The 19,677-nt window shown below is 63.3% G+C and carries 19 protein-coding genes; 15 read left to right on the top strand and 4 right to left on the bottom strand.

Annotated features, from left to right (window positions below; translation table 11 throughout):
* Genes hdrB through BP737_RS03900 form a run of 4 tightly spaced genes read right to left on the bottom strand, consistent with a single transcriptional unit; the run spans position 1 to position 2,955 of the window.
* Positions 1 to 903: a CoB--CoM heterodisulfide reductase subunit B gene (hdrB, locus tag BP737_RS03915; protein WP_292409113.1), complete on the bottom strand. Its 903-nt coding sequence runs from the start codon at positions 901 to 903 to the stop codon at positions 1 to 3.
* Complete coding sequence (hdrC, locus tag BP737_RS03910; RefSeq protein ID WP_292409115.1) at positions 900 to 1,487, bottom strand: CoB--CoM heterodisulfide reductase subunit C; 588 nt, start codon at positions 1,485 to 1,487, stop codon at positions 900 to 902. Before hdrC ends, hdrB begins: the two co-directional genes overlap by 4 nt.
* A 10-nt stretch (positions 1,488 to 1,497) precedes the next feature.
* Entirely contained in the window at positions 1,498 to 2,667 is a 1,170-nt protein-coding gene (locus tag BP737_RS03905; RefSeq protein ID WP_292409117.1) for a 4Fe-4S binding protein, read from the bottom strand.
* 15 nt (positions 2,668 to 2,682) lie between these two features.
* Complete coding sequence (locus BP737_RS03900; RefSeq protein ID WP_292409119.1) at positions 2,683 to 2,955, bottom strand: indolepyruvate ferredoxin oxidoreductase subunit alpha; 273 nt, start codon at positions 2,953 to 2,955, stop codon at positions 2,683 to 2,685.
* A 582-nt stretch (positions 2,956 to 3,537) separates the two neighbouring features.
* Between BP737_RS03900 and fhcD the strand changes: the two genes are divergently transcribed.
* From fhcD to BP737_RS03825, 15 genes are all read left to right on the top strand, one after another.
* Positions 3,538 to 4,446 carry a formylmethanofuran--tetrahydromethanopterin N-formyltransferase gene (gene fhcD, locus BP737_RS03895; RefSeq protein ID WP_292409121.1) on the top strand — a complete coding sequence of 303 codons (909 nt, stop codon included), beginning with the start codon at positions 3,538 to 3,540 and terminating at the stop codon, positions 4,444 to 4,446.
* A gap of 181 nt (positions 4,447 to 4,627) precedes the next feature.
* Positions 4,628 to 5,671 (top strand): hypothetical protein, encoded by a 1,044-nt coding sequence (locus BP737_RS03890; RefSeq protein WP_292409123.1) that lies wholly within the window; start codon positions 4,628 to 4,630, stop codon positions 5,669 to 5,671.
* A 22-nt stretch (positions 5,672 to 5,693) separates the two neighbouring features.
* The gene (locus tag BP737_RS03885) at positions 5,694 to 6,053 is read left to right on the top strand and encodes a hypothetical protein (RefSeq protein WP_342685946.1); all 360 of its coding nucleotides are present in this window, start codon (positions 5,694 to 5,696) and stop codon (positions 6,051 to 6,053) included.
* A complete protein-coding gene (locus BP737_RS03880) occupies positions 6,054 to 6,563 on the top strand; it encodes a hypothetical protein (RefSeq protein WP_342685945.1) in 510 nt (169 codons plus the stop codon).
* Between the two features lie 147 nt (positions 6,564 to 6,710).
* On the top strand, positions 6,711 to 7,667 hold the full coding sequence (locus BP737_RS03875) for a tRNA(Ile)(2)-agmatinylcytidine synthase (protein ID WP_292409164.1): 957 nt from the start codon (positions 6,711 to 6,713) through the stop codon (positions 7,665 to 7,667).
* Entirely contained in the window at positions 7,651 to 8,544 is an 894-nt protein-coding gene (mmp11, locus tag BP737_RS03870) for a methanogenesis marker protein 11 (protein WP_292409129.1), read from the top strand. Before BP737_RS03875 ends, mmp11 begins: the two co-directional genes overlap by 17 nt.
* Positions 8,526 to 9,494, top strand: coding sequence for a radical SAM protein (locus BP737_RS03865; RefSeq protein ID WP_292409131.1), 969 nt, complete (start codon positions 8,526 to 8,528; stop codon positions 9,492 to 9,494). Before mmp11 ends, BP737_RS03865 begins: the two co-directional genes overlap by 19 nt.
* Positions 9,491 to 10,738 (top strand): thiamine pyrophosphate-dependent enzyme, encoded by a 1,248-nt coding sequence (locus BP737_RS03860; RefSeq protein ID WP_292409132.1) that lies wholly within the window; start codon positions 9,491 to 9,493, stop codon positions 10,736 to 10,738. The genes BP737_RS03865 and BP737_RS03860 overlap by 4 nt, the downstream gene beginning before the upstream one ends.
* Complete coding sequence (locus BP737_RS03855; RefSeq protein ID WP_292409134.1) at positions 10,710 to 11,840, top strand: homocitrate synthase family protein; 1,131 nt, start codon at positions 10,710 to 10,712, stop codon at positions 11,838 to 11,840. The genes BP737_RS03860 and BP737_RS03855 overlap by 29 nt, the downstream gene beginning before the upstream one ends.
* Complete coding sequence (locus tag BP737_RS03850; protein ID WP_292409136.1) at positions 11,837 to 13,048, top strand: aconitase/3-isopropylmalate dehydratase large subunit family protein; 1,212 nt, start codon at positions 11,837 to 11,839, stop codon at positions 13,046 to 13,048. Before BP737_RS03855 ends, BP737_RS03850 begins: the two co-directional genes overlap by 4 nt.
* A complete protein-coding gene (locus tag BP737_RS03845) occupies positions 13,048 to 13,518 on the top strand; it encodes a 3-isopropylmalate dehydratase (protein ID WP_292409166.1) in 471 nt (156 codons plus the stop codon). The genes BP737_RS03850 and BP737_RS03845 overlap by 1 nt, the downstream gene beginning before the upstream one ends.
* Complete coding sequence (locus tag BP737_RS03840; RefSeq protein WP_292409138.1) at positions 13,515 to 14,336, top strand: DUF7714 family protein; 822 nt, start codon at positions 13,515 to 13,517, stop codon at positions 14,334 to 14,336. Before BP737_RS03845 ends, BP737_RS03840 begins: the two co-directional genes overlap by 4 nt.
* A complete protein-coding gene (locus tag BP737_RS03835; RefSeq protein ID WP_292409140.1) occupies positions 14,314 to 15,282 on the top strand; it encodes an isocitrate/isopropylmalate dehydrogenase family protein in 969 nt (322 codons plus the stop codon). Before BP737_RS03840 ends, BP737_RS03835 begins: the two co-directional genes overlap by 23 nt.
* A 26-nt stretch (positions 15,283 to 15,308) precedes the next feature.
* On the top strand, positions 15,309 to 16,157 hold the full coding sequence (locus tag BP737_RS03830; RefSeq protein ID WP_292409142.1) for a deoxyribonuclease IV: 849 nt from the start codon (positions 15,309 to 15,311) through the stop codon (positions 16,155 to 16,157).
* Between the two features lie 286 nt (positions 16,158 to 16,443).
* On the top strand, positions 16,444 to 19,653 hold the full coding sequence (locus tag BP737_RS03825) for a PKD domain-containing protein (protein ID WP_342685944.1): 3,210 nt from the start codon (positions 16,444 to 16,446) through the stop codon (positions 19,651 to 19,653).
* Positions 19,654 to 19,677: the final 24 nt, after the last annotated feature.

Here is a 19,677-nt window from a genome sequence, read left to right as displayed (position 1 = left end):
TCACAGGATCTTCTTCAGGAACGGTTCAACGTCTACGGCATGGAGGTCGAGTGCGAGCTCGTCCGGGCTCATGCCCTGTGCCAGTCCCAGGAGTTCGTTGTAGTGCAGGACGGGGATCCTGTGTTCGGTTCCGAACTTTTCCTTGATCTCGAGCTGGCCGCGGTCGAACTGGAGTTGACAGAACGGGCAGACTTCGGTGACTGCATCGACGCCTACCTCCTCCATATTGGTCAGTTTCTCGTTCGTGATATCGAGCGCGTGCGCGAGGTCGTATCCGCGAACACCGCCACCGGCACCACAGCACTGCATCTTGTTGCGGTACTGGACCGGCTCTGCGCCGAGTGCGGCGACGAGTTCTTCCATCCACATCGGGGTCTCGGTGTTGCCGAAGTGCCGCTCCTTGGCTGGCTTCATCAGGTGGCACCCGTAGTGGACGGCGACCTTCGAACCGGTCAGGGGACGCCGGACGCTTTCGGCAAGCTTCTTGACGCCCACGATCTTGGGGTCGTAGTAGAGTTCGGCGAGGTGCCAGACGTCGGCGGTCCCCTTGTATTCCATATCGATCTCTTTGAGCACTTCGTTGACTCCGTCGCGGAGTTCGTCGTTGTGCTTCAGTTTGTGGTTGACTTCCCAGATGGACTTGTAGCACCCGTTGCAGATCAGAGCGATGTCCATCTTCATCTGTTCGGCAAGCACGAGGTTCCGGGCCGCCATTGCGTACCAGACGTACAGGTCGATAGAGCCGAATGCACCGGGTGCCGGGCAACAGCTTGCGCCCTTGAGGGGCAGGAGGTCGATGCCGACGTTCTTGCTGGTCCGGACGGCTGCTGCCTCAATGCCCGGATACCGGTTCGGGGCGATGCATCCGAGGAAGAATGCATACTGATGGTTGCTCCCGCTCATGGTTTCTCACCCTCCGCGAGAATTCTGTCTGCGTGCTCTTTCAGTCTGTAGTGGTCGAGGATCTTCCGAATACCGGGCAGGTACTCGGGGTACTTGTGTGTTGTCTCAGGTTCTTCCTCAAGGCCGAGTCTCTTCCGGGCGGCCCGGTTTGCGTCGTTGTTCGGGACGCCGTGGCCGGTCTTATAGATCAACTGGACGGTCTGGAGGAAGTTGCGCGGAACGATGTCCCGCCTGAACGCGAGGTTTCTCATGGCCATGATGGCGTCCGTCGGCGCGAGGTCACGCGGGCACCGGTCGGTGCAGCTGTAGCAGGTGGTGCAGAGCCAGAGGTCCGGGTCGGTGAGGGCCTCTTCTTCGAGGCCGAGGACAGCTTTCCGCATGAACAGACGGATACGGTACGAACTCCGGGGTGCCGAGGGGCACGAACCGGTGCAGGTGCCGCACTGGTAGCACATGTGGGCGGCCGTCTGCCCGAGTTTCTCCACATCTTTGGTAAACTCCGGATTACTTTCGGAAACGTAGTATTTCCGGTCCCGGAGTTTCTCAGCGAGTTTCTGATCCTTATAGTCTTTCTTTACTGCCATTGGCTATCCCTCACGCCTCTTGCGCTTCTCCCAGAACTTTGACCTCGATCTCGCCAGGGGCGGTTTCTTTGACCTTCGATGTTCTCGGGGTGAGCAGCTTCTCCTTGATCCTCTTGAAGAGGTCCGTCTCTTTATCCTGCATCCGGATACCCGTCCGTCGCAGGACAATTGCATCCTCGCTCGGGCAGGCATTGACGCAGGCGCCACAGAGGATACAGAAGTCCTTGTTGATGGCGATGTTCGGCTCAATCTTGCCTTTCATCTCCTTTGCCGGGAGCGGGGATGGGAGGTAGAGCGCGTTGCAGGGGCAGACCTCAACACAGGTCGAGCAACCTCCGGGACACTTCTCCGGGTTGATCTCAAGGTCTCCCTCGAAGAGCTTCTCAACGGTGATTGCTTCCTCAGGGCAGGTCCGGACGCACCAGGTGCAGGTACAACAGTTGTCCTGCTCGATGTCGACCTTGCCGGGCAGTTTGTCGCTGATGACTTCGCGTTCTACGGTGATTGCCTCTTGAGGACAGGCTTCCACGCAGACTTTACATGCATCACAGGTGGTCTCTTCCCACTTGACGTCCCCTTCGATCTTGCCGGTCTCGGGGCTTTTCGGGATGCGAACGACGGTGATGCTCGGGCAGAGCTCGCCGCAGATGCCGCAGACGTTGCACTTCTCGGTGTCGACGACGAATGAGGTCTTGGTCTGCAGCGCCGCCTGACGCGGCTTGCCGGATTCGTCGCCGCCCTCAAATGTCGGGACATCGCGGACAATGGCATCCCGCGGACAGACTTCCTCGCAGACGGTGCACCGGTCGCACTTCTCCTCGTCGATGACGGTGACCATGTCGTATGTGGGGAACCCTTCCTTCTCAAGGATCGGGAGCCTCTCCTCCCCGTCGACCTTGAGCGTCATTGCATTGAAGGGGCACATGATGACACAGACGCCACAATACGAGCATTTCTCCGGGTTGACGTCTACAGGCGCTGCGTAATCAATCGCTCCACGGCGTGCCGCACCTACGGGTCCGAGGACGATTGCCTCCTCGGGGCAGGCGTCGGCACAGATCCCGCAACCTGTGCAGGTCTCTGCGTTCAGGATCAGGTTATTGACCGCCTTCAGGAGCCGTTGCTCCATGATGACATTCTGTCCGTCCCGCGTTTTGGAATACTTTGGAAACAGTGCCATATTCTCATATCACTCCTAGACTTCCACTTTTCGGGCCTTTGCCTGACTCTCCCACGGTCCTACAAGCTTGATGACTCCATAGGGGCATGCCTGGACGCACACACCGCAACCGGCGCAGAGTTCGGAGTTGAAATCAAGGATGACGGCCTTGCCGTCCTTGACCTTGTAGATCTTCTCCTTCGTTACCGGATCTTCGGTGTAAAGTTCGAGAGCGTCGACCGGACATGCCACCACGCAGTTGTTGCAGCCTGTACATCGTTCCATATTGATGTGCAATGCAAATGCCATGGTATCACGCACCAGATCTGATCGATTAAAAATCGATATAAAAAGAATAGTCAAAGAATATACATAAACTTTCTGAAATTCGGCAGTCTTATATTCAAGAACTATGATTATCTGTCAAATTTTATAAATTAAAAAAATTGTTATGTTAATCCGCTGCCTCAAATCTCGATGCTGGATGGACCTCCGGGGACGAGAGGAAATCGAAAGTATTAAATTTGTGATCGGGGTTCCTGATGAAAATCGGTGGCCTCCCCGGTCATGGAGCGATGAGAACTGACAGGATCTTCCGGGGTGCCGGGTGTAATGCCTGTCCGCATCCCGGGGAGCGCCGGTTAATCGTTGCGCGGTGTGAATACCAACCGTTTCTGTATTCATTGGTTTTTCTCTCCGTGTTGAATGCCCGGGACCTGCCCGGGAAAATCGTTCGGGTCCCGTGCCCGCACCTCTCCGTACCCGGGTATTAATCGGGCGGCGTGAGCGGCCGGGGTTCCCGTGCGCCCGTCTGCCGCGCCGCCGGGGAAAAAAAGAAACCTTATTCTGTCTACATCGTGACATTGTAGCAAACGAAGGTGTGTTCTATCCATGGAACTGAATGGCGTTACAATCGATGATACCTATGCAGAAGCGTTCCCGACCTGGGTGGCACGGCCCGTCATCACCGCTGTCACTGAGGAGTGGGCGTACAGGGCAGCAGTGGAAGCCGTCGGCTTTGCCACCTCCACCATCGGATGTCCGGCGGAGGCGGGTATCGACTGCTTCGTCTCCCCCGACGAGACCCCCGACGGACGCCCCGGCTACGCGATTCTGATCTGTGCGAGCAAGAAGAAACTTAAAGAGCAGGTTTTGACGCGCATCTCCGAGTGCGTCCTCACCGCGCCGACAACGGCGGTCTTCGACGGTCTCGCCGACGTCGTCGCCGAGGTCCCGGAGAAACTCCCGATCAAACTCCACTTCTTCGGCGACGGGTTCGAGGAGAAGCGCGAGGTCGGCGGCAGGACGGTATGGGCCATCCCGATCATGGAGGGGGAGTATATCGGCGAGGAGGAATTCGGCGCCGTCAAGGGTGTTGCAGGCGGTAACTTCTTCATCATGAGCGAGAACCAGATGGCTGCTCTGATGGCTGCAGAGGCTGCGGTCGACGCCATCAGCGGCGTCTGCGGCGTCATCACGTCCTTCCCCGGCGGCATCGTCGCGAGCGGCTCGAAGATGGGGAGCAAGAAGTACAAGTTCATGGGCGCCAGCACGAACGAGGCCTACTGCCCGACGCTCCGGGACAGAGTCGAGGGAAGCAAGGTCCCCGAGGGCGTGAAAGCAATATACGAGATCGTCATCGACGGCGTCGACGAGGACTCGGTCAAGACCGCGATGGCGGAGGGCATCCGTGCGGCGAGCCTGGTGCCGGGCGTGAAGTTCATCAGTGCCGGAAACTTCGGCGGCAGCCTCGGGCCGTTTAAGTTTGCCCTGAAGGATGTCTTGGCTGATTACCTCTAAACCATTTTTCTGTTGTGATTTCTAGGTCTCTCGCCTGCGCGTCTCCGGTCGGGCCGGACCTTGCGGATAAAAGGCGCTGATCTGTGAACACGCCGTCCTCTTGTGTAACGTATATATATCTATCGGTACCACCCATAGTCTGAGAGCAACCTCAACTGACCAATCGTGGGATGAGCAGAGTATGTCCGGAATACATGACCTGTACGATCTAAGGACCTGGCTGCAGGCAGGGTTAGACGATAACAGGGAAACGACAGGGTACGGTGCGGCACGGTCCCCCCAGCTGAAAGCATACCTCCTGGAGAGCAACAGCGGATCTCTTGCCGATTTTGGCTGTCCGCTCGGGAGATGGGATACACTGGACCGGAAGGGGTGGTACATCAACCGCGGCGGCACCTCTCCTTATAGTATATTCTTGGATAAGACGCGCTCCCGGGTGTGGATCTTGTACAGCGTTCTGGGCATCAAAGAGTCGGATGCGCTTGTCGAAAAATGGGTGAGGGAGAACGTCGGCCTTGACAGGTGCTGGTTATCAAGACAGCAACTCCTGCACTGGGAGAGGAGCGACGAGTGGTATCAGAAAGGTCTGGGTATCAAATACTCCGATGGTCTCTCCCCGGAGGATGATGCCGGATACTTCAGCCTGAAGCTGTGGCATGGGGCGAGTAACGCAATCAAAGACTTTGATGACGTTCTCGAAGTGGCAAAAGAACGATTCGCCATCCACAGCGCCCGGTGGCAGAAGAGGCGGGAGGGCAGAGTGGTGATCGCGGCGAAGTGGTACAGCAACGGGAAGGTCACCATTCAGAAAGCCGAAGACATCGACGAGGTTCTCCTGTCGATCATCACCACAGCAAGAACGTATGAGGAGGCTATCGAAGAGGCGACGGATCTGAGAGATAAGAAGATGGGTGCATTTGAACTGGATTTCTCTCAGGGGATCGATCTCGATGCGTTCTCAAAAGTTGTTTCAAGCGGCAAAGGGAATATGAATTTATGGCTTGTTGAAACGGAGACCCGGGATAATGATACATTTAAACGGTTTAAAGGAGTTGATCTCCACACCTGGGATAGGGTTTCAATAAGCCTGGGGGAGGATTTTGCTCATCTCACGATACCCGGGAACGGCTGTGTGAACGCTGCGCCGCGCATCGCAGCACTTCAGGGCGAAGATAATGCAGGGAGGACAACGATAACCTTCGACGGGGTCGAACTTTTTGCCTGAACACCCTGATAATCGGATGTTGTTGTGGCGAAACGCCATTCAACTCTTCCATATCTATCCAAAGTTATCTTTTACGGGCCCTTTTGCGCAGGCGGGCATCCGTGATTATGTGATCGAAGTGAATCTATCGTATCGTAGCCTGAAAAAGGAGAACGATCCTGATGCCGGGAAGATGTTCGATCCCGACATCTGCGCCAGTGGCGAATCCGGCTGGTTCGTCCTGGAACTGACGACAAACACGAAGTCAAAAGCAGGAAAACTACAGAAGTATCAATACCTGGACTGCAATAGTCTCGCCATCTACAGTATACCTCCCGCCCAGGGATCACCGGATGTTATGAGTGGCAGGCTGGAACATGTCGATGACGGCGATTTCTGTTAGTTGTTGCTCCTGGAGCAACTCAGGGTCGAAAAAGCCGAGAGAGTCAGGAATGTGCGGCTCCGGGAATCTCTCATCGCAGCCGACGGAACCCTCCTTTCAAGATTGCCGGAACTGCCTATCGCTTTTGTACCCGAGTCCGTCCATGATAAGAATGGGGTGAGGGTTGGGTTAATAGACATTGTGCTGCAGATATTTGCTCCAAACAGCACGGGAAAGACTGCAGCTGAGATGGCAGATGCGGGCCTTGAGCGACTGGCCAGAAAGATCGATCCGAGGAAGAGAAATGATCTGATCAATAAGATCGAGTCGGAGATGAACGTTTTAGTTAGTGATTATCTGACCGGGTACCTTGAACGCAGAGAAGACGGGAAGTACGCTCCAAAGGAGAAATATGCTAATACCCCAAATCAGAGGGGGGCAATCTGGTCACGGATGCGAGCATGGGCTTTTTCGGAACAGGTGGATCTGGATTACAATTTCCGTTCAAGAGATGGCGGTCGGCCAAAATGATGCCTGAAAATACCCTTTCTGGAACATCCCACCGTTTTTTCGTTCTGTGCGATCGGTGAACACCATCCTGCCCGCCTTCACCCCGATCGATCCCCTTAAATATCGTTGATAACGACATTCTTGTTAACGATAATTTCGGTGACAACCATGATCACGCTCACGCCCGATGAAGTCAGGACCCGGTTCGGGTCGTTATTCTCGATGAAGTACCTTGCCATGGTCGACCAGAAAGCCGGTCTTGCGGAGATCCGCGAGCATTGCCGGGCCCGGGGAACCATCGAGTGGGATGCGGCGAACCGGATGCGTGCAAAGGGCGCGGTCCGGTCCTGCCATGTCGAGGGCACGACGATGACGGTGCTTGCCCGGCTGGGTTTATCTCCGGTGAAGTTCGGGGCCGCGAGCAAAGAGATCGGCGGCCAGGCGCTCGAGGGGGTCGAGGTCGTCGGGGACGAAGTGGTGACGACCTGGTCAGGGATTGCAGGCGCCGGTGTCGGCGTTGCCGCCTGCCTGCCGCAGGCGCCGGGCGTGATCCGGGCGGAGTACCCCTCTGAGGACGACCTCCAGATCGGCGGCGCCCGGGTCTGTCGGGTGCGGATCGTCTCGCCGCTCTACGAGAAGGTGACGGTCGGGATCGATGATACCGACACCCGCGAAGAAGGCGCCACCTGGGTGCTCGCGCTCAAATGCGCCGAGGCCTGCAAGATCCCGGGGGTGGAGTATCTTGACATGCGCCTCGTGCAGTTGAACCCGGAGGTCCCGAAGAAGACCACCAACTGTGTCGGGTCAGCCCTGAACTTTGCGGTCCGTCCGGGACGGGTGGACGCGCTCCTTGAGTACGTCCGCGACTTCATCGAGTCGGGTGCGGTCAGCAAGGACACCGGCATCGCCGTCTACCGGGGGATTGCGTTTGCGGCAGAGTCCCCTTACCTCCGGCGGGTCAAGACCGAACTTCTGACGCTCGCCGACGCGGAAGCGGAGGCGGCCCGGATGGGTATTCGGTTCATCGACTCGAACGCCCGAAAGGGCCGGATCGGAGCACTGGGAACCGTTCTCTGGGGAAACAAGGGCGTTGAGGCGGCCGGTCTGTATGGAGAGACTTTCTGATCCGTACATCGTGCGGTATCCGCAGATCGTGGCGGTGACCGACGAGAGCGGGGATCATGTGGAACTCATCGAGTTCTTTGACTGCACCGGCGGAGCAATGTGGGTGAAGAGCCACTATGCACAGAGCCCGCTCGTTCGCTCGATCCGCACCGTCGGTGCGACCAACCGCTATCATCTTTTGACCGGCGACGTTGACCTCGCGCTCGAAGGTTCCGTCTTTCCGGCGGGGATCGCCGGCGTCTCCGTCAAAGGGGACGAGATCGCCGTTACCTACCGCGGCCTCGGCGGCGGCGGCGTGGGGGCGTCCGCCTGCCGTGCCGCTGCGGCGGGCGTCGTTCGCAAGAATTGCGACCCTGCCGGCGGCGGCCGGCTCGCGGGGTCGACTGTCTGGCTTCCCCGCCGCGAGCGGGTGATCATCGGGGTCGACGACACCGATACCCCGGAAGAGGGCGCCACCTGGACGCTCGCCCACAACATCGCACGGGCCGTTGAGGACGACCGTTCGCGCTACCTCTCCCACACCATCGTGCAGCTCTATCCGGTTCCCTACCGGACCAAGAACTGCGTCGCCGTCGCCTGCGAGTTCGCCACTTCCGATCCCGCGGGACTGGTCCGGCGTTACCGCGACTGCCTTATGGAGTACACGCTCTCGGATGAGACCGGGATGGCGGTCTGGCGCGGCTTCGATCCCGCCCCGCTTGAGGAGTTCGGTTGCCGCGTAAAGCGGGGCGAGGTCTCCCCCGACGACCTTGCCTCTCTCGCCGACCGGCGGCTCGCGATCGTCATGGACGGCCGGGGTGCGGTCGGAGCGGTGGCGGCGATCCCGTTTTATACGCGGTATGAGGAGGCGCTGGCGTTATGGAATGGGTCCGGTTAAAGGCCCGGCTGCTTGAGGCCGGTTCGGTTCGCGTCTCCGGCGAACCAATAGACCGATACGTCTCCCGCTCGGCCGCTGGCCCCTCGGCGGGAACGACCGGTTCACTCTTCTTCTCCGTCGGCGATCGAAGGGTCCGGGTCGGTATCGACGAGGCGAGCCTCATCGAGTTCGTCCACCGGGGGGAAGGCGCGGCGGACCTCAGCATCGACGGCGATACGATTCGCGGCCGATTCGAGCCGGTCGCTCTTCACTGTCCCCGCCAGGCCTATATCACGGTCAGCGGGACGTGCGTCTTCCACTGCCGCTACTGTCCGGTGCCGGGTCTCCCCGGGCGGCGCAAGGAGGTCGACGAGATCGCCCGCATGGTCGAGGACGTCGTCGACCGGGTCGATGCTATCTCGATCACGAGCGGCGTCGCCGCCTCGATCGAGGAGGAGGAGGCATACGTCTGCAAGGTCGTGGCGGCGCTTCTGCCGTTCGGTCTTCCCATCGGGGTCTCGATCTACCCGGGGCCGGAGACTCCGGCCCGGCTCCATGCTCTCGGTGTCGCCGAGGTGAAGTTCAACCTCGAGGCGGCAACGGAAGCACTCTTTGCCGATATGTGCCCGGGCCTCTCGTGGGAAGCGGTCCGGGAGGCGCTTTCGTCGTCCGTCGCGCTCTTCGGGCGCGGCAGGGTCTACTCGAACATCCTCGTCGGCCTCGGGGAGACCGACGAAGACCTGGAGCGGGTGATGGAGGAGCTTGCCGGGGCCGGAGTCATCCCGGTCCTCCGCCCGCTCACCCCGGCGGGGTCTCTTGCCGGCCGGTCCCGCCCGTCCGCCGACCGCCTGCTCTCGCTCTGCGGGACCCATGCGCGGGTCCTCCGGCGCGCCGGCCTCGACCCCCGTCGGGCGCTGACGATGTGCGCGGCGTGCACGGGGTGCGACCTTGCGCCGGGGAGGGATCTATGAAGGGCGCGGCGGCGCTTGCTCTCGCGCTCCTCCAGTCTGCCGACTGCTGCTACACCGTCCCCGGTTACCCAATATCCGAGGTTGCCGCCTCGGCCGGGGCCGCGATCACGATAAACGAGAAGACGGCGCTCGAGTATGCCCTCGGCGATTCGCTCTCCGGGAGGAGGGCCGCTGTGGTCGTCAAGCACGTCGGCCTCAACGCCTGCGCGGACCCGCTCGTGCACGCCACCGCGCAGGGCCTCCGGGCGGGCGTCGTGGTGGTCGTCGGCGACGACGTGCGGGCGGCCGCATCGGACGTCGTGCAGGACTCCCGTTACTACGGGGAGGTGGCCCGGGTGCCGGTTCTGGAACCCGACGGCGAGACGATCGGTCCGGCCGTCGAAGCGGCGTTCGAGGCTTCCGAGACCTTCTCACGGGTGGCCGTCGTCAGGGTCGTGCCCGACCTCCTGGACGCGGATGTTCCGGACCCCTCCGTGCCCCGGAACGACCGGGAGGGGAGCCTCGCGGACCCGGACCTCACGATGGCCGGCCGCGCGCAGGCAAGCGACCTACGGACGGCGGCGATGTTTGCCTGGGCGCGGTCCTCGCCCCTCAACCGGCGCCCGGATGGGGGATTCCGGCCCGTCGTCGTCTATCCGCCCCCGACGGACCCGACCGCGATCCCTGAGATCGGTCGCCCCTTCCTCAAAGAGCACCGGCTGCTCGCTCCTCCTCTCTCCCCCGGAGAGCCGGAGCGGTTCTCCTCGCGGGGCTTCTCGCGGACGTTCTGTAGGGACTGCCCGTTTCATCCCGCCTTCGCCATCCTCCGGAAGCGCAAAATGCGGGCCGTCTGCGATGCCGGGTGCGCGATCCTCGCGATGAACCCGCCCTACCGGCTTGGGGTCGCCACCTACGGCCTCGGCTCGTCGGTTGCCGTGGCGGCGACCGGCACGGGGGTTGCGCTCACCGGCGACTACGCGCTCCTGCACTCGGGCCTCGCCGCCCTCATCGACGTCTACGAACGAGGGCTCCCGCTCCTCTGTATCGTCCTTGCGAACAACCGGATGGGGATGACCGGCGGTCACCCCGTCCCCGACATCCTTCGCTACATCGCCTGGGCCGACCCGGTCGTCTCTGCCGCCGACGACGTCGGGGCGCTTCACCGGGCTCTCACTCCCCCGCGGGAGGGGCCCCGGACGGTGGTGATCGAAGGCGCCTGCCCCGAGGGTGGACGACATGATACCGTGGCATATCGAGATCTGTGATGTAACGCTGCGAGACGGGGAGCAGACTCCCGGCGTCTCGTTTACCCGGGATGAGAAGTTGGCTATCGCGGAATCGCTCGACGAGATCGGCGTGGAGGTGATCGAGGCCGGGTTTCCCGTGGTCTCCCCTGCGGAGAAGGAATGCGTCGCCGCCATCGCCCGGAGCGGTCTCTCTGCGCGGGTCTGCTGCCTCGCGCGTGCGCTCAGGCCCGATATCGAGGCGGCCCTTGACTGCGATGTGGACATGGTCAGCATCTTCATCGCGACCTCCGACCTCCACGTCCGGCACAAGTACCGGCGGCCCCGCGAGGAGGTGCTCGATGCCGCCCTCGATATGGTGGAGTTCGCCTCCGATCACGGGGTGCAGGTGCGGTTTGCAGCCGAGGACGCCTCCCGGACGGACCCTGCGTTTCTCGTCGAGATGTACGCCCGCGGCGTGGAATGCGGTGCCGATTTCGTCAGTTTTGCGGATACGGTCGGGTGCCTCACGCCGCTCGAGATCCACGCGGTTGTCTCCCGAATCCTTGGTGAGGCTTCCTTCCCGCTCTGTATCCACTGCCACAACGACCTTGGCTTTGCAGCCGCAAACACCGTCACGGCCGCGGCCGCGGGGGCGTTCCAGCTCCACACCACCGTCAACGGCATCGGGGAACGCGCCGGGAACGCAGCGCTCGAACAGGTGCTCGTCGCCCTGCGGATGAAGGGCGGCGTCGACCGCTACGACCTCTCCCGCCTGCAGGAGGTCTCGCGCCTGGTCGCCCGGTACTCTGGCCTGGCCCCGGAGCGCACCCGGCCGGTCGTCGGCGAGAACGCCTTTGCCCATGAGAGCGGGATCCACATCGCCGCCATCCTTGAAGACCCGGCGACCTACGAGTACGTCCCCCCTGAGATGGTGGGCGGCGAACGCCGATTCATCCTCGGAAAGCATACGGGGAGGAAGGCGCTCGAGCACGTTGCAAAGGCCTATGGGTTCGAACTCTCCGACCGCGAGGCGCAATGGGTGCTCGAACAGATCAAACGAAAAAGCGAAGGGAAATGCAGCGTCACCCCGGAGGTGCTCTGCACGATCCTCAGGCAGGCAAAGGGAGGGGTCCCCTCGTGAGCACGCTCTCCGAGCGGGTCCTCGGTGCACCGGCGGGAGCGTACGTGGACCGCGAGGTCGATATCGCCTTCGCCCACGACGGGACCGGCGTCCTTACCCAGGCGGCGCTCCGGGAGATGGGGGTCGAGCGGCTTCCCCATCCCGAGCGTCTGCGCCTCGTCTTCGATCACATCGTCCCGGCAAACACCGGGACGACGGCGACGCTCCAGGCGGAACTCCGGGGGTATGCTAAAGGGTCGGGAATAGCGCTCTCGGACGCCGGAAGCGGTGTCTGTCACCAGGTGATGAGCGAAGGGGTCGTCCGGCCCGGCACGGTCGTCGTGGGCGCCGACTCCCACACCTGCACCCTCGGCGCCTTCGGCGCGTTTGCCACCGGAGTGGGCGCGACCGATATGGCGGCGATCTGGGCCTCGGGCGCCACGTGGTTCCGGGTCCCGGAGACGATCGCGGTCCACCTCTCCGGGAGGCTCTCCGGCGCTGCAGAGCCAAAAGACGTCGCCCTCGCCTGCGTCGCCAGGCTCGGGATGGAAGGGGCGACCTACCGGGCGCTGGAGTTTGCGGGCGAAGGGGCGGCGGGGATCTCCATGGACGGACGGCTGACCCTCTGCAACATGGCGGTCGAGACGGGGGCAAAGACGGGGCTCTTCTACGCCGATGCGGTCACCGTCCGCTACCTCGCGAGTTACGGCCTTGCGGCGTCGCCCCAGGCGCCGGAAGACTGCCGCTGCGAACGGACTCTCGATATCGACCTTGCCGATGTCGTCCCCCTCGTCGCGGTCCCCCACCGGGTGGACACCGTCCGGGAGGCGGAGGACCTCGCCGGCACGCACCTCGACCAGGTCTTCGTCGGGACCTGCACGAACGGCCGCTACGAGGACCTTGCCCGGTTCGCACGCATCGTCCGGGGGAGGAAGGTGGCGGTCCGCACCCTGGTTGTCCCCGCATCGCGCGCGGTGCTTTCCCGGGCTATCGCCACCGGCGTCCTCGCCGATATCGTGGACGCGGGGTGCATGGTGGCGACGCCCGGGTGCGGGCCGTGTCTCGGGGCGCACGCGGGCGTGCTCGGGGAGGGCGAGGTCTGTCTCTCCACCGCGAACCGGAACTTCAAGAACCGGATGGGTGTCGGCGGCGAAATCTACCTCTCGTCGGTCGCCACCGCCGCCGCGAGCGCCATCGCCGGTGAGATTGCCGTGCCGGAGGCGGTATGATGCAGGGAGCCGGATCGGCGGTCTGCCTCGGGAACGATATCGATACCGACCTCATCATCGCGGGCCGCTACCTCCGGACGAAAGACCGTTCGGTCTGGGCGGAGCACGTCTTTGAGGATCTCGACCCGACGCTCGCCGGCCGCATCAGGGGCGCGGTCATCGTCGCCGGGAGGAACATGGGGTGCGGGTCGTCCCGGGAGCAGGCGGTGGTCGCCCTCCGGGAAGCCGGGGTGGTCGGGGTCGTCGCCCCGTCGTTCGCCCGCATCTTCTTTCGAAACGCCGTCAACGTCGGCCTGCCGGTGATCGAGGCCGCGGTCTCCTGCACCGACGGCGCCCGCGTTGCGTTCGACCTCGATAGCGGGTGGGTGGAGGTTGACGGGGAACGCTACCCCGCCCGTCCGCTCTCCCCGAAGATGGTCGCCATCCTCCGGGCCGGAGGGCTGGTCCCCTACTGGAGGTCGCACCGATGATCTTTCCTTCGCACTGCAAGTACGTCGGGTCCGCGACCGGCACTCCGTACGGGAACCGGGCCTACTTCCTCTCGCGCTACCTGGTCCGGGAGACCGCGAGCGGCATGGAGGTGCTCGAGGTGGAGACCGATCCGGGCGAGACCGGGCTGATACGGACGGTGCTCTCGACCCGGGTGCTCGCCGCCGGCGACGAGGTCTACCGTTACCCGGATCGCGTGAACATCCATGATCGAACATTCTTGATGGAGGCGGCGGCCCGGTCCGGGCGCCGGTGCACCGTATTCTTCGGCCACGACGAACAGACCACGTTCGTGTTCGACCCGGACCTCTCGGGGCTCCTCCGTATCCACGTCTACGACATCACCCCGCCCCGCCCCCACCTCTCAGCCACGCTCCAGGACCTGGAGAAGACCGGGCTCTTCGGCGACCTCGGGGTCGTCTTCGAGCATCATATCCGGGATATCCGGGAGATCGAAGCCGACGTCTACCCCTGCCGCGCGGCCGGCTTCCCCCGCACCCTCGACGCGGACCGGCTCCGGCCGGGCGACCGGGTTGCGGGGTGTCTTACTGCGAAAGAACTGGTGAGGGAGTGGTACGACGAGACGGTCACGGTGGAGAGCATCTGCCCGCTCGGGGCGGTGGCGGACGAGCCTTTCATCGCCCGGTGCTGCCGGAGCGAGCGGTCCGGCATCGGGCGCTGGAACGGCAGGTTCGGCGAGGTCGTTCACTGGGGTGCGTCGCCCAGGATGATCGCTGAGGCGGTCTGGCACGTTGCGGCCGCATGGAGGAAGCAGAATGACGAAGATCGCGGTCGTTGAGGGCGACGGCATCGGGCGCGAGGTCGTGCCGATCGCCCGCGCGGTCATCGAAGCCGTGCGCCCGGACCTCGAGTTCTTCGAGGTTGAGGCTGGCTACGGGCTCTGGAAGCGGACCGGAAACGCCTGCGGGGAGGAGACGATGGCCGACCTCCGGTCGGCGGACGCCGTCCTCTTCGGGGCCGTCACGACGCCCCCCGACCCCGGCTACCGGAGCGTCCTCCTCCAGATCCGCCGCGAACTCGATCTCTACGCGAACGTCCGGCCGATCCGGGGCGAGGGGGTCGATATCGTCATCGTCCGGGAGAACACCGAGGGGCTCTACTCCGGCATCGAGTGGATGGAATCCGACCGGGCCTGCACCGTCCGGGTCGTCTCCCGCCGGGGGAGCGAGCGGATCGCCCGCTACGCCTGCGCCCTCGCGAAATCCCGCCGCCACCTCACCGTCGGCAACAAGGCGAACGTGCTGAAGTCGGACTGCCTCTTCGTCGAGGTCTGCACGGCAGAGGCCGCCCGGGCGGGGGTTCCCTGCAGGACCTGTTATATCGACGCGCTCGCTCTCGACCTCCTGATGCACCCGGATCGCTACGACGTGGTCGTCACCACCAATATCTTCGGCGACATCCTCTCGGACGCCGCCGCCTATCTCGTGGGGGGGCTCGGGATGCTCCCGAGCGCGAACATCGGGGAGCGTCATGCCCTCTTTGAGCCCGTGCACGGGAGCGCCCCCGACATCGCAGGGAGGAATATCGCAAACCCCGTCGCAGCGATCCGGAGCGGAGCGATGCTGCTCTCGCACCTCGGCGATGCCGCCGCCGCCGCGGCCGTGGAGGAGGCCGTCCGCCGGGTGCTCGGTGCGGGCATCCAGACCCGCGACCTCGGCGGTGTCGCCGGCACCCGGGAGTTCGGTGCGGCGGTGCTCCGCGAGGTCGGCCGTGGGAAGGCCTAAACGCTTCCGGGTCGAGAGTTACGGTTATGGTAATGGTGGGATGCCACGTCTCCATCGCCGGTTCAATCGCCTTTGCGGTCGAGAGAGCGCGCGAGCGGGGCTGCGACACGTTTCAGATCTTCTCCCGGAACCCCCGGGGCTGGAAGGCAAAGGACCTTGACCCTGATTCGGTCGATGCTTTCAGGACGGCGATGAGCGCATCCGGGCTCGGTCCGGTTGTCGACCACATGCCTTACCTCCCTAACCCGGCCTCTCCCGACGATGAGATCTATGAGAAGTCGGTCGCGGCGCTCACCCGCGAACTCCAGCGCTGCGCCCTCCTCGGGATACCCTACCTGGTGACCCACCTCGGGCACCACCGCGGCGCCGGGGCGGAGGCGGGGCAGAAGCGGGTTGTCGCCGCCGTCAACCGGGCGCTCGCCGATGCCGGAGAGGGAGGCGTGATGCTGCTCCTTGAGAACACCGCGGGGGAGAAGAACAGCGTGGGAACGACCGCCGCCGACCTCTCCCGGATCCTCGACGGGCTCGATGCGGCAGAGCGGGTCGGGATCTGCTTCGACACCTGCCATGCTTTTGCCGCCGGCTACGACCTTCGGACTGCGGAGGGAGTCGATGCGGTCTTCGGGGAGCTTGAGGACCTGATCGGCCTTGCCCGCCTCCGGGTCGTCCACCTCAACGACTGCAAAGGCGCTCTCGGGAGCGGGCTTGATCGGCACGAGCACATCGGGCTCGGGTCCATCGGCGAGGAGGGATTCCGGCACATCCTCCGCCATCCGGCCGTCCGGGGCCTCCCCCTGATCTGCGAAACGCCCGTGGACGAGCGGCGGGACGATCTCGGGAATATCGCAAAGGTCCGGGAACTTGCGGGTGCATGAGCGTATGCCTGCCGATTACACCCTGGCGGCGCCCGATCTAATTAATATTCAGTGCCTCTTATAATAATCAGGTTCCCTCTCCCCTGCTGTCGGCCATAGCAAGGGATTTATATTTATACCGCCATCCTGCAACTCACGAACCCTTTATCCGGCGGGATACCGGCTATTCTTCGGTATTCCGCGGGAATTTCGTTTGTATGCCCGGGAGACGACCTGTTCCGGCTCCCGCGCATGCAAACACCATCGCATGGGACGAAGGGGGCGTTCTCATCGTGGTGATCAAAGGATGGCTGAACGTGAAACGCTGATTATAGTCTGTATCGTCCTTGGACTGCTGGTCTCGCCCGCTCTGGCGGTGCAGGCGGCCCCGGGAGAACTCGTACGTTTTTGCACCGCCGGTGGACCGCAGGAGCATCCTGATGTCGATGGGGATACGGTCGTCTGGGAGGACGGCCGGGATGGGAAGTATATCTACTACTCGGATACCCCCGGCGACACAGGCCGGAGAGCCACGGACGGGGGTGGTGGGCAGAAATACCCGTCCGTTTCGGGCGACTACATCGTCTGGGAGGACAACCGGAACATGAGCCCGGATGTCTACCTCTTTGGCTTCTCAACGGGAACGAAGGCGCTTACCGACGATCCGGAAGCCCAGCGGATGCCGGTCATCTACGGGGACCACGTCGTTTGGTACGATACGCAGGAAGACGGCGTCGACATCTGCCTCTACAACATCGAGACCGATCGCAAGACCTACCTTGACTGCTCGCCGGTGACCGAGTGGAAGCCTGCGCTCTCCGAGCGGTACGTCGTCTGGGAGGAGAGCACCGGGGGCGGCGACATCTGGGCGTATGATATCCAGGCCCGGGAGAAGCAGCGGATCACCCGGGACAGTGCGCGGCAGACATATCCGGCTATATCCGGGAATCGGATCGTCTGGGAGGATTACCGGAATGGGTGGGGGAATCCCGACATCTATATGTACGACCTTGAGGATGGCCGGGAGTCGCGGATCACCCGCGACCCTGCGGGGCAGGTCTCCCCGGTGATCGACGGTGACCTCATTGCCTGGGAGGATAACCGTGGCGGGGTGTGGAACATCTACCTCTGCGACCTCTCCCTGGGGGTGGAGGCGCAGATGTCCCTTGCTCCTTCCTCTACCGAGCAACTCTACCCTGCCGTCAGCGGTAATCGGATTGTCTGGCAGAACGGTCGCGGCTCTGGGTCGGACATCTATGCCTTCACCTATACCGGCGGTGCTCCCCCGGAGGCGGAGTTCTCGACGGACCGGACCTCCGGCACGGTCCCGCTCACCGTCCGGTTCACCGACCGGTCCGACGACGATCCGGAGGAATGGGAGTGGAAGTTCGGTGACGGCGGGTCTTCGACCGACCGGAACCCGGTGCACACCTACAGGAGCCCGGGGAACTACACCGTCTCGCTCACGGTGAGCAACCGGTTCGGGTCCGACACCGTCGCGAAGACCGATCTCATCCGTGCAGAGCCGTCAAAACCCCCGGCCGCCGGTTTCTCCGCCGCGCCGGTCTCGGGCGGCGCCCCCCTCACCGTGCAGTTCACCGACAAATCGGCGAACAATCCCGTCACCTGGCTCTGGGAGTTCGGCGACGGGACGACCTCTGCCGCTCAAAACCCGAAGCACACCTACACGGCGGTCGGCACCTACAGCGTCGGTCTGACCGTCGGCAATGCGGCGGGCAGCGGGAGCATCACAAAATCCGCCTACATCACCGTTGTCGAACTCCCGATCGCATCGTTTTCGGCCGACGTTCGGAGCGGGACCGCGCCGTTCACAGTCAGGTTCACGGATACTTCGGCCGGCAAGATCGATGCCTGGTCCTGGCGTTTCGGCGACGGCGGCACCTCCTCCGACCGGAACCCGGAGCACACCTACACGGCGGCCGGCACCTACACCGTCTCGCTCGCGGTCGAAAACCCGGCAGGGAGCGACGTTGAGACGAAGAGCGGCTATATTACCGTGATCGAACGACCAGCCGCAGTGTTTTCGGCAAACGTCACCGAGGGCCGGGCGCCGCTTGCCGTCCGGTTTGCCGACGCTTCGACGGGGGGGCCCGGAGCGTGGTTATGGGCCTTCGGCGACGGGGCGTCTTCGGCCGAACGGAACCCAGTTCACCAGTACCGGAATCCCGGTACCTACACTGTCTCTCTCACTGTTGCAAATGCCGCGGGGGAGAATACAACCGTCCGGAAAGACTACATAACGGTCATCGGGCCGCTCTCTGCCGACTCCACCGCCAATGTAACCGCGGGTCCCGCTCCGCTCGCGGTCGGGTTTGCCGATGCATCGACCGGGGGGCCTCTGTCGTGGTCCTGGGCCTTCGGCGACGGTGCCGCCTCAACCGAACGGAACCCGGTTCACGTCTTCAAGGAGCCCGGGAGGTATGCCGTCAACCTGACGATCTCCGACGGCAGCGCCCGTTCTACAAAAACCAGGCAGATCCAGGTCCTGGGTCCGCCTGCTGCAGGGTTTCGTGCCGAACCGCCCAACGGTACGGCCCCCCTCACGGTCGCGTTCACCGACACGTCCGCCGGAGTCCCGTCCTCCTGGCTCTGGCATTTCGGGGACGGGGCAACATCTGCCGCTCAAAACCCGAAGCACACCTACACGGCCGCCGGAAACTACACCGTCAACCTGACCGCAGAAAACGCCGCCGGGAAGAGCACCGCGGTGAAGACCGGGTATATCTCCGTCCGTCCTGCTCCGGCAACCCCGCCCCCGCCGGCGACCTCAACGGGAGGCGGGGGTGGCGGAGGAGGCGGTTTCGCCTGGGTTGCCCCGGACTGGAACACGCCGGCTCCGACCGCAACAGCGACCCCGACGCCGACCTCCGCCCCCCCGGATGAGGCTGAGCCCGGCCAGCTGCCTCTCCGGGAGACCGGCGTCGTGGATCAGATCGTCCGGATCGCCTCTCCCGCCGGCATCGCGACCCTCACTATTGCGGAGGGGGTCCGGGCGGTTGATGCCGCCGGCGGACCGCTTCTTGCGGTGACCCTCGGGGACCTCGATCCGGCCGACGTACCCCCGGTGCCCGGTGGGGGTGCGTATGCATTTGCCGGGTATGCCTGCACCCTCGGCCCGGAGGGGGCCGCCTTCTCGCCTGCGGCGACCCTGGCATTCAACTTCACGGAAGGGCAGTGGGACGCCGTCTACAACGGCAGCGGGCAGAACAAACTCCTGGTACGGTGGTTCAACCGGTCGGCGGACGACTGGGAGGATGTCCCCACCGCCGTCTACCCGGAGACCCGGAGCGTCACGGCCAATGTCTCTCACTTCAGCCTGTATGCGCTCTTTATCGAGGTGCCCGGGACCGGCGCGGTGCAGGTGGTCGCGGAAGGCACCCCGCCGCCGCCGGAGACCGGGCAGGGTCCCCGGGATCTGCCCCTCGTCCCGGGCCTGGCTGCCCTCCTCATCGTGGGGGTGGGGGTGTTCCTTTACCTCAGGTGGAAAAACTCCTGAAAGACTCTTTTTCACACAAAAATA

The sequence above is a fragment of the Methanoculleus sp. UBA291 genome (assembly GCF_002499755.1).
Taxonomy (GTDB): domain Archaea; phylum Halobacteriota; class Methanomicrobia; order Methanomicrobiales; family Methanoculleaceae; genus Methanoculleus; species Methanoculleus palmolei.
The sequence above is the reverse complement of the archived record's forward strand: the minus strand, read 5'-3'. Positions and strand labels throughout refer to the sequence as shown.

Excerpts from the sequence above, each read along its gene's own strand:
- hdrB (WP_292409113.1), bottom strand. The coding sequence starts at position 903 with ATGAGCGGGAGCAACCATCAGTATGCATTCTTCCTCGGATGCATCGCC.
- BP737_RS03865 (WP_292409131.1), top strand. The coding sequence starts at position 8,526 with ATGGAATGGGTCCGGTTAAAGGCCCGGCTGCTTGAGGCCGGTTCGGTT.
- BP737_RS03845 (WP_292409166.1), top strand. The coding sequence starts at position 13,048 with ATGCAGGGAGCCGGATCGGCGGTCTGCCTCGGGAACGATATCGATACC.
- BP737_RS03875 (WP_292409164.1), top strand. The coding sequence starts at position 6,711 with ATGATCACGCTCACGCCCGATGAAGTCAGGACCCGGTTCGGGTCGTTA.
- BP737_RS03835 (WP_292409140.1), top strand. The coding sequence starts at position 14,314 with ATGACGAAGATCGCGGTCGTTGAGGGCGACGGCATCGGGCGCGAGGTC.
- BP737_RS03890 (WP_292409123.1), top strand. The coding sequence starts at position 4,628 with ATGTCCGGAATACATGACCTGTACGATCTAAGGACCTGGCTGCAGGCA.
- fhcD (WP_292409121.1), top strand. The coding sequence starts at position 3,538 with ATGGAACTGAATGGCGTTACAATCGATGATACCTATGCAGAAGCGTTC.
- BP737_RS03825 (WP_342685944.1), top strand. The coding sequence starts at position 16,444 with ATGGCTGAACGTGAAACGCTGATTATAGTCTGTATCGTCCTTGGACTG.
- BP737_RS03900 (WP_292409119.1), bottom strand. The coding sequence starts at position 2,955 with ATGGCATTTGCATTGCACATCAATATGGAACGATGTACAGGCTGCAAC.
- BP737_RS03905 (WP_292409117.1), bottom strand. The coding sequence starts at position 2,667 with ATGGCACTGTTTCCAAAGTATTCCAAAACGCGGGACGGACAGAATGTC.
- BP737_RS03855 (WP_292409134.1), top strand. The coding sequence starts at position 10,710 with ATGATACCGTGGCATATCGAGATCTGTGATGTAACGCTGCGAGACGGG.
- mmp11 (WP_292409129.1), top strand. The coding sequence starts at position 7,651 with ATGGAGAGACTTTCTGATCCGTACATCGTGCGGTATCCGCAGATCGTG.
- BP737_RS03840 (WP_292409138.1), top strand. The coding sequence starts at position 13,515 with ATGATCTTTCCTTCGCACTGCAAGTACGTCGGGTCCGCGACCGGCACT.
- BP737_RS03830 (WP_292409142.1), top strand. The coding sequence starts at position 15,309 with ATGGTAATGGTGGGATGCCACGTCTCCATCGCCGGTTCAATCGCCTTT.
- BP737_RS03860 (WP_292409132.1), top strand. The coding sequence starts at position 9,491 with ATGAAGGGCGCGGCGGCGCTTGCTCTCGCGCTCCTCCAGTCTGCCGAC.
- hdrC (WP_292409115.1), bottom strand. The coding sequence starts at position 1,487 with ATGGCAGTAAAGAAAGACTATAAGGATCAGAAACTCGCTGAGAAACTC.